The sequence below is a fragment of the Flavobacterium sp. DSP2-3-1 genome (genome assembly GCF_049896865.1).
In the GTDB taxonomy this organism is placed as follows: domain Bacteria; phylum Bacteroidota; class Bacteroidia; order Flavobacteriales; family Flavobacteriaceae; genus Flavobacterium.
This window is the reverse complement of sequence record NZ_JAFCVD010000010.1, coordinates 158,259-167,586: the sequence shown is the minus strand read 5'-3', so window position 1 is coordinate 167,586 and position 9,328 is coordinate 158,259. Positions and strand designations below refer to the sequence as shown.

8 protein-coding genes are annotated in these 9,328 nt (G+C 33.6%); 5 read left to right on the top strand and 3 right to left on the bottom strand.

Annotated elements, in window-relative coordinates; all coding sequences use genetic code 11:
- From ACP7AT_RS12765 to ACP7AT_RS12755, 3 genes are all read left to right on the top strand, one after another.
- On the top strand, positions 1 to 712 hold a 712-nt coding region (locus tag ACP7AT_RS12765; RefSeq protein ID WP_426064707.1), incomplete at its 5' end, for a thiolase family protein.
- Positions 713 to 853: 141 nt separating this feature from the next.
- Positions 854 to 1,018 (top strand): four helix bundle protein, encoded by a 165-nt coding sequence (locus ACP7AT_RS12760; protein ID WP_426064715.1) that lies wholly within the window; start codon positions 854 to 856, stop codon positions 1,016 to 1,018.
- Positions 1,019 to 1,140: 122 nt separating this feature from the next.
- Positions 1,141 to 2,931, top strand: a complete 1,791-nt coding sequence (locus ACP7AT_RS12755) for an acyl-CoA dehydrogenase family protein (protein WP_426064706.1) — start codon at positions 1,141 to 1,143, stop codon at positions 2,929 to 2,931.
- A gap of 80 nt (positions 2,932 to 3,011) precedes the next feature.
- On the opposite strand, the gene ACP7AT_RS12750 is transcribed toward ACP7AT_RS12755, so the two are convergent.
- Positions 3,012 to 3,440, bottom strand: coding sequence for an META domain-containing protein (locus ACP7AT_RS12750; RefSeq protein ID WP_426064705.1), 429 nt, complete (start codon positions 3,438 to 3,440; stop codon positions 3,012 to 3,014).
- Positions 3,441 to 3,494: 54 nt separating this feature from the next.
- A complete protein-coding gene (locus tag ACP7AT_RS12745; protein ID WP_426064704.1) occupies positions 3,495 to 4,442 on the bottom strand; it encodes a YihY/virulence factor BrkB family protein in 948 nt (315 codons plus the stop codon).
- A 461-nt stretch (positions 4,443 to 4,903) separates the two neighbouring features.
- On the opposite strand from ACP7AT_RS12745, the gene ACP7AT_RS12740 reads away from it, so the two are divergent.
- Together ACP7AT_RS12740 and ACP7AT_RS12735 are read left to right on the top strand one after the other, a co-directional pair.
- Entirely contained in the window at positions 4,904 to 5,518 is a 615-nt protein-coding gene (locus ACP7AT_RS12740) for a superoxide dismutase (RefSeq protein ID WP_426064713.1), read from the top strand.
- A gap of 280 nt (positions 5,519 to 5,798) precedes the next feature.
- Complete coding sequence (locus tag ACP7AT_RS12735; protein WP_426064703.1) at positions 5,799 to 6,998, top strand: LETM1-related biofilm-associated protein; 1,200 nt, start codon at positions 5,799 to 5,801, stop codon at positions 6,996 to 6,998.
- Between the two features lie 412 nt (positions 6,999 to 7,410).
- On the opposite strand, the gene rho is transcribed toward ACP7AT_RS12735, so the two are convergent.
- Complete coding sequence (gene rho / locus ACP7AT_RS12730; RefSeq protein WP_426064702.1) at positions 7,411 to 9,177, bottom strand: transcription termination factor Rho; 1,767 nt, start codon at positions 9,175 to 9,177, stop codon at positions 7,411 to 7,413.
- Positions 9,178 to 9,328 lie beyond the last annotated feature (151 nt).

Sequence of the window (9,328 nt, the reverse complement as noted above, 5' to 3'; positions counted from 1 at the left end):
CAAACAATATAATGTATCTCGTGCCGACCAAGATGAGTTTGCTTATAACTCGCACATGAAAGCCCTGAAAGCGCAAGCCGACGGTAAATTTGACAAACAAATTGTTCCTATTACGGTAGAACAAACATTTATCAACGAGAACGGTAAAAAAGAAACAAAATCCTATATAGTAAATAAAGACGAAGGTCCCAGAGCAGGGACTTCTGTAGAAGCTTTGGCAGGTTTAAAACCAGTTTTTGAAGCTAATGGAAGTGTAACTGCTGGAAACTCTTCTCAAATGAGTGATGGAGCAGCATTTGTTCTAATCATGAGCGAAGAAATGGTGAAAGAATTGAACCTTACTCCTATCGCCCGTTTGGTAAACTTCGCTTCGGCTGGAGTGGAACCAAGAATCATGGGAATTGGACCTGTAAAAGCAATTCCAAAAGCATTGAAACAAGCCGGATTAACATTGAATGATATTGATTTAATCGAATTGAATGAAGCTTTTGCATCACAAGCATTGGCCGTAACGAGAGAACTAAACCTAAACCCGGATATTATCAATGTCAATGGTGGCGCGATCGCATTAGGACATCCACTAGGTTGTACAGGAGCAAAATTGTCTGTTCAATTATTTGATGAGATGCAACGCAGAGGCAGCAAATACGGAATTGTGAGTATGTGCGTTGGAACTGGACAAGGAAGTGCGGGGATTTATGAGCTGCTGTAATTTTATTTTAAATGATGAATTTTAAATTTTAAAGTAAAAAAAGAAAATATAATTGCTAGCAAAACATTTGATTTTGCATTGTCTATTGTAAATCTTTTCACTCAGCTTAAAAAAGAAAATGAATTCATTATTTAAAAACAAATATTAAGATCTGTAACAAGTATTGGAGCTAATGTGGAAGAAGCTACAGCAGCCCAGTCAAGAAAAGATTTTATTCATAAAATAGCAATAGTTGCTAAAGAAGCGAGAGAAACTGAATATTGGTTGCGTTACTTAGACAAATTTACCATGACAACAATTTCGTAATCAAATTATTTAATTGAAATTAAACACATATTAAATATAATCACAAAAATTATTAAAACTTCTCAGGAAGACACTATAAAATAATTTAAAATTTAAAATTCAAAATTTAAAATAACAAAGTCATGAGCGACAAAACAAGAGGAGGTCAATTCCTAGTTAAAGAAACAAAGTGCGAAGATATCTTCACTCCAGAGGATTTTTCAGAAGAGCAATTAATGATGCGTGACTCTGTAACAGAGTTTGTAGACAAAGAATTGTGGGCGCACAAAGATCGTTTTGAGAAAAAGGATTATGCGTACACACAAGAAACCATGAAAAAAGCAGGGGATTTAGGACTTTTAGGAGTTGCTGTTCCTGAAGCGTATGGTGGATTAGGAATGGGTTTTGTGTCGACGATGTTGGTTTGTGATTATATTTCGGGAGCAACGGGTTCATTCTCAACTGCTTTTGGAGCACATACAGGAATTGGGACTATGCCAATCACTTTATACGGAACAGAAGAACAAAAACAAAAATACGTTCCTAAATTAGCTTCTGGTGAATGGTTTGGAGCGTATTGCTTGACAGAACCAGGCGCAGGATCTGATGCTAATTCCGGAAAAACAAAAGCCGTTTTATCTGAAGATGGAACACATTACAAAATTACAGGACAAAAAATGTGGATTTCGAACGCTGGATTTTGTTCTTTATTTATTGTTTTTGCCCGTATTGGTGATGATAAAAATATTACTGGTTTTATCCTTGAAAATACTCCTGATAACGGAATTTCAATGGGTGAAGAAGAGCATAAATTAGGAATTCGTGCTTCTTCTACGCGTCAGGTTTTCTTTAATGAAACAAAAGTTCCTGTTGAAAACATGTTGTCAGAAAGAGGAAACGGTTTCAAAATTGCAATGAATGCTTTGAATGTGGGTCGTATCAAATTGGCAGCAGCTTGTTTGGACGCACAAAGAAGAGTGATTACAAGTTCGGTACAGTATGCTAATGAAAGAATTCAGTTTAATACAGCTATTTCTCAGTTTGGTGCGATTCGTTCAAAATTAGCAGAAATGGCTACCAGTTGTTATGCTGGAGAAAGTGCTTCTTATCGTGCTGCCAAAGATATTGAAGATCGAATCGCAGCGCGTGAAGCTGAAGGTGTTTCACATCAAGAAGCGGAATTGAAAGGTGTTGAAGAATATGCAATTGAATGCTCAATCCTTAAAGTGGCTGTTTCTGAAGATATTCAAAACTGTGCTGATGAAGGAATCCAAATCTTTGGTGGAATGGGATTCTCTGAGGACACTCCGATGGAAAGCGCTTGGAGAGATGCACGTATTGCACGTATTTACGAAGGAACTAACGAAATCAACAGAATGCTTTCTGTAGGGATGCTAATCAAAAAAGCCATGAAAGGTCATGTTGATTTACTTGGACCCGCATCAAAAGTACAAGAAGAATTAATGGGAATTCCATCTTTCGATACTCCTGATTATTCTGAATTATTTGCAGAAGAAAAAGAAATGATTGGGAAATTGAAGAAAGCATTCTTAATGGTTGCAGGCGGAGCGGTTCAAAAATACGGTCCGGATTTAGATGCACACCAACAGTTATTGATGGCAGCTTCAGATATTTTAATCGAAATCTACATGGCTGAAAGTACTATTCTTAGAACGGAGAAATTAGCCAAAAAAGAGGGAGAAGCCAAAGTACAAGAGCAAATTGCAATGGCAAAATTATACTTATATAAAGCGGTGGATATCGTTACTCAAAAAGGAAAAGAAAGTGTTATTTCCTTTGCTGAAGGCGATGAACAACGTATGATGTTAATGGGATTACGTCGTTTTACTAAATACGCGAATATGCCAAATGTTGTAGGATTAAGAGAAACAATAACCACAAAATTAGTAGAAGAAAATAAATATTGTTTCTAATAAAATTAGTTTTTAGTTTTTTTTTAACCGCCTCGTTCCTGAAAACAAGGCGGTTTTTTATTTCCTTAAAATACTACTATTTATTTTTTTTTAAAACGCATCGTTATTACATCTCCCCCAATAAAATTTAAAGTTTTACCATCTTCTGAAATAAAGTAAGAATCTATCTTTTCCAGTGTATTCATGTAAATATTCTCGCCTTCGCCTGGACAAAACATTTTAGTAACTGTCATAGGCCCTTTGAAACTAATTTTATTTTTATCAACATTCAATGTTCCAGAATAACTGTTGCAGCTGTTTTTTCCAAAAACCCTATTTTCTTTCAAATCGAAAGTAATAGTTGGCTTATCATTTGGATACAATTTAGAAAAGTCTCTCCGTGGTCCTGATATGTAATATAATTCCCAAGCACCCTGCAATACAGCTTTTTCAGTACTAGCAGTTTTTACGGAATTACAAGCAACAAGCATAGAACAAAAAATGATAAGTAACAAAATTATTTTTTTCATTAGTTTTACTTGATATTTATATAGAACTCGTTGTACATACTAGAAATATATTTATTATTTTTCTCCGTCAGGAATGACGTCAGTCTTTTTCTTCTTAATTTCTGTAACCTCTACTTTTATTCCAACAGCATAAGCATTTGGAATAATTTTTTTGCCATGGGCATTCGCATACACTTTGGTGAATTCGGCTCCAAAATATAAGATTATAGCTGAATAGTAAACCCAAATCAAAATAATGATTACTGAGCCCGCTGCACCATAAACAGTGGCAACGGTTGAGCTTCCTAAATAAAAACCAATGGCAAATTTACCTATCATAAAGAAAAAAGAAGTAAAACTGGAGCCTATTAGGGCATCTTTCCAAGCAATATGGCCATCAGGCAAGGTTTTGAAAATAATAGCAAACAAAATAGTCGTTGTTACAAATAATATTAAAATATTAAAAACATAAAATATGTAAACCGTTGTATCTGGAAAATAAATCAGCAATCGCGTATTGACTATATCCATTACGGTATTAACCATTAAACTCACCATTAATAAAAACCCAACTGAAGCAATCATAGAAAACGACATTAGTCTGTTTTGGACAAATTTCACAATTCCTTTGTTCGGTTTTGCTTTTAATCCCCAAATAGAATTAATCGAGCTTTGTATTTCGGCAAATACACCAGAAGCTCCTACCAATAGCATAATTCCTCCAATTATTGTTGCAAATGTAACGCTATCAGACAATTCAATATTTTTGATGGTTTCCTGAATTTGGATAGCGGCTTCGTTTCCAACCATTCCATTAATTTGTCCAAAAAATCTTCCGGTAACGGCTTCTCTTCCAAAGAAAAAACTAAAAATCGACAAGATAATAATTAATAACGGAGGTAATGAAAAGATGGTATAATAGGATAGTGACGCACTTAACTTAAACCCGTTATCATCATCAAATTCATTGTAAGTTCGCTTTAGTAAACCCCAACTTAAAACTGCTATTTCTTTGTGTTTCATTTTTGTAACTATTTTATTATTTTTTTTAATCAAAAAACTACATCTAATCCTTCTTTTTATTGATTAAAAGTATTGTCGACACATGGTATTATCTTCTATGCGATTGCTTTCAAAATTACAAAGATATTATTTACCAAATAGAAATAGATTTTATAAAATTCCTATACCATTTGTCTCTCTTTACAAGATTGCAAACAAAAAACTAAGCAAATTTTAAGTCTTTATTAACCCATATCTATCATTTAATGTTTAAATTTATGTTCTATTTTAATAACCTTTGTAGGATAAATTTTAAACCGATGGAAAATAATAATACACGAAGAAATTTTTTAAAACAAACAGCAATACTTTCAACAGGAACAATTATAGGTTCTAGCCTATTTAATTCAGTATTAGCAGCTGAAAACACGTGGAAAACTGATAATCAAGTCATAGAATCAGAAACTGACAGCTTTCAAGCAATATACAGCCTTCCAAAATTACCGTATGCTTATGATGCTTTAGAGCCACATATTGATAAAGCCACAATGGAAATTCATCATGGTAAACATCATCAAGCCTATGTCACGAATTTGAATAAAGCCATAGAAACCTTGGACAAAAACTTGGTGGAACATTCTAAATCATTGGAAAGTATCTTTGAAAAAATGTCAAAATTTCCTGAAGCGATTCGTAATAATGGTGGCGGGCATTACAATCACAGTTTATTTTGGAGTTTAATGACGCCAAATGGTGGTGGTGCTCCAAAAGGGAAATTAGGAGATGCGATAGTGACTGATTTTGGTTCTTTTGATGAATTCAAAAAGCAATTTAGTGATGCTTCAATGAAACGATTTGGTTCCGGTTGGGCTTGGTTAGTGGTTCAAGATGGAAAATTAGTTATAGGTTCAACAGCAAACCAAGACAATCCTTTGATGCGATTGCGAGGAAAAGGACTGAAAGGGAAACCGGTTTTAGCGTTAGATGTATGGGAACATGCTTATTATCTTAAAAATCAAAATCGAAGAGCGGATTATATTGCTTCTTTTTGGAATGTAGTCAATTGGGAAGCCGCTGAAACTTTATTCAATTCTTAAATACTTATCAAAGCCCTGTTTATTCATAATTCAGGGCTTTGTCCTTTATTGCACCTTTTAGATGTCAAGATATCATTTTTACAATAAGAAATTTTCATTACTTACTCTAAAATATAGTAACCGACTGCAAGTGTTTTTAATCAAAAATGATAACAATTTAATTTATCCAGTATAAAACCAGAAAAACAATGCTAATTAATTGTAGTATCTGTGTTAAACAAGAATACTCCAGTTAAAACTACCATAAAAAAACATAGCTTTGTAACTTCAAATTAAAGCAATGATTAACCCTTCGGCACCAGGTTGGATAGACAAATTTTTTAGTGAACAAAAATTTTCAAAAGAAACAGTTTCTAAAACTGCCGATACATTTTATCAAAAGGTAAGAAATACTGGTTTTATCTACGGTCATATCATAGCATTTGATACTGTAGCGACCATAGAAACGAAAGGTTGGTTCAAAGAAGAGATTTCAAAAGTCGCACTTTTAAATACTTTATACCAAGTTTTTTGTTTGACTAACGAAGATATCAATCCTGAGAATTTCATCAAACAAGCAAATACTTTTTACAATCAAATGAATCCTCAGGGATTTAATTTATTTAAAAAAATTCTTCCAAAATATTCCCCTGCTTTAAATTTAGAAAAAATAATTGATGAACGTGTTCAAACCAATGACAGCATCATAAGCAAAAGTTTCTCCCATCTGGTGACTAACGCATTATTATTCATTGACGTGCTTGCTTTTCGCCAATATTTGGTACATGGAATAATTCCGGAAAAATATCTGAAAAAAATTGAAGAAACGGTTGTCAATATTGTGACACTTGCGTTAAAAATCAAGTTAGAAAAATCACAATACGATGATTTGTTAATTAAACTTTTTGAAGCCTCGATACGCTACAGCAAATTCTCCAAAGTTTCTGTTCAGAGTCTAGAAACGTTACAATTGGCTTACTTTACAAATGAATTAGAACAATATTATTTGATAGATATTGCTGGAATGGCTTTGTGGAGCGATGGAAAAATAGAAAACGACGAGAAATATTTTTTGCATTCGTTAGCTGAGATTTTATCTGTCCCAGATTCTTTTGTTGGCGAAAGTATTTTCACTACCAACGAATTCATTTCTAAACATAAAAAAGAAATACCGTATTTTAATTATTCAAATCCTGTAAAACATTTTTACGACCAAACCACTCAAAGCGTTGTTACACTAATAAGCCGAAATAAAAAACGACTAATCAAGGAAATTGAGCAAAGCAAGGAATTAATGGTGTTACTAGCCTACTCTACCAGACGAGATTTGGACGAAAAAGAAAAGAAAAAAGTCAAAAAACAACTATTGGAAATTTGCAAAACCATCCCTTCTTTGACTATATTTTTACTTCCCGGCGGTAGTTTATTATTGCCTATTTTAATCAAATTCATCCCTACGCTACTTCCATCCGCTTTTAATGAAAATCTGGATAATGAATGAAAAAAGTAGATAACAAAAAGGAAAGAATAAATACATCATTTCATAATAAACTTATAACGAGACGTTCAAAAGCGTACTAGTAAAAGAATTTAAACTGGTCTTTTACAAAACTGAATTTTATTGACGTCGTAATATTCATGGAAATAGTTGTTTGGATCATTGGCTAAAAAGACGCGAACTTGACTTACATGATAAACTAAAAATCTGATGATTTAGGAAAGATTCTTACTATCAAAGCATTCAAAAATTAGGACAAGAGATCAAAATGTACTACTTCATTATTAAGCAACTTAGAACAAAGCACATCAATAAAATTAAACTCAAAATAGTAAAAAAAATAAATCGGAACAGAATTAATTCTGTTCCGATTTATTTTTTATCCCGTTAAATCTTTGGCAACTTTACTCTTTTATTAATCATTCATCGAGATTAAAAACTCTTCATTATTCTTCGTCTTTTTAAAACGATCATTAATGAAATCCATAGCTTCCACCGGATTCATATCCGAAAGGTATTTTCTCATAATCCACATTCTTTGCAATGTTTTTTGATCCAATAACATATCGTCACGTCGTGTACTTGAAGAAGTCAAATCGATTGCTGGGAAAATACGTTTGTTGGCAATTTTTCTATCCAATTGTAATTCCATGTTACCGGTTCCTTTAAATTCTTCGAAAATAACTTCGTCCATTTTTGAACCCGTTTCAGTTAATGCAGTAGCAATAATACTTAATGAACCACCATTTTCAACATTACGGGCAGCTCCAAAGAAACGTTTTGGTTTTTGCAATGCATTGGCATCCACACCACCACTCAATACTTTACCTGAAGCAGGCTGAACTGTATTATATGCTCTGGCCAAACGTGTGATAGAATCTAAAAGAATTACTACATCGTGACCACATTCTACCAATCGTTTTGCTTTTTCCAGAACGATATTTGCAATTTTTACATGCTCTTGCGGTTCTCTGTCAAAAGTGGACGCGATTACTTCTCCACGCACACTTCGTTGCATGTCCGTAACCTCTTCCGGGCGCTCGTCTATCAATAAAACAATCAAATATACTTCAGGGTGATTTGCCGCAATCGCATTGGCAATTTCCTTAAGCAACATCGTTTTACCGGTTTTGGGTTGTGCCACAATCATTCCACGTTGTCCTTTTCCTATTGGTGAAAACAAATCGATTATTCGTGTTGAAATCGTGCTTTGTTTTTCTGCCAACTTGAATTTTTCTGATGGAAAAACGGGCGTTAAATGTTCGAATGAAACTCTGTCACGAACTACTTGAGGATCATGTCCGTTTATTTTTAAAACGCGTACTAATGGGAAAAATTTCTCTCCTTCTTTTGGTGGACGAACCACCCCTTTTACAGTATCTCCGGTTTTAAGACCAAACAATCTGATTTGAGAAGTTGATAAATAAATATCATCTGGCGAAGCCAAATAATTGTAATCTGAAGAACGCAGGAAACCATATCCATCAGGCATCATTTCCAAAACGCCTTCACTTTCTATAATGCCGTCAAATTCAAAATCGGAAGCAGCAAAATTACTTTTCTTATTTTTAAAATTCGGATTTTGATTCCCATTCCCATTTCCGTTTGGATTTGCGATGGTATTTTGTTTGTGTAATTGATTTGGGTTTATCTTCTTTGCAGGAGCAGAAGCAGCTTCTTCTTTATCTTCAATTGCTGTTTCTGATACTAACTCATTCACTGTGTTTGCGTCTTTTACCTCTTCTTTATCCTTTTTTAAAGCAATTTTTTTCTCGTAAGCTGATTTATTGAACTTAATTACCTTACCTACTTTTTTCTCATTTCCTTCAGATTCTTGTTTTGCATCCTGTTCTTCTGTTAAAACAACTTCGGTCGGAAGATTATTTTCATCATTGGCACTCGTTTCTGCAATTTCTTCCGTTTCAAAAAGAGAATTCTTTACCGTTTTTTGAATGGCTGTTTTTTTAACAGGAACGATTCTAACTCTTTTAGGTTTGTCGTCTTCAAGATCGCCTTCCATTTTAGTATCTGGTAAAGCGTCAACATCAGCAACTTGAGAATCCAAAATCTGACTGATTAAAGTATCTTTTTTTACGCCGTTAAATTTTATGGTTTTAGCTGCTTTAGCTATTTCTTGAAGCTCAGAAAGCTTCATTTCTTTTAATGCAGAAATATCAAACATGAATGTTCTATGAGTTTAATTAATTTTTGGAAATAATGTAAAAGATAGGTAGTAAACTTTAAATTGAATCAACCGCAGTATGAAGTGCTTACGGAATTATGATGCAATAATACGAATAAAATTTAATCAGACAATAGTATTTTTAAAAAAG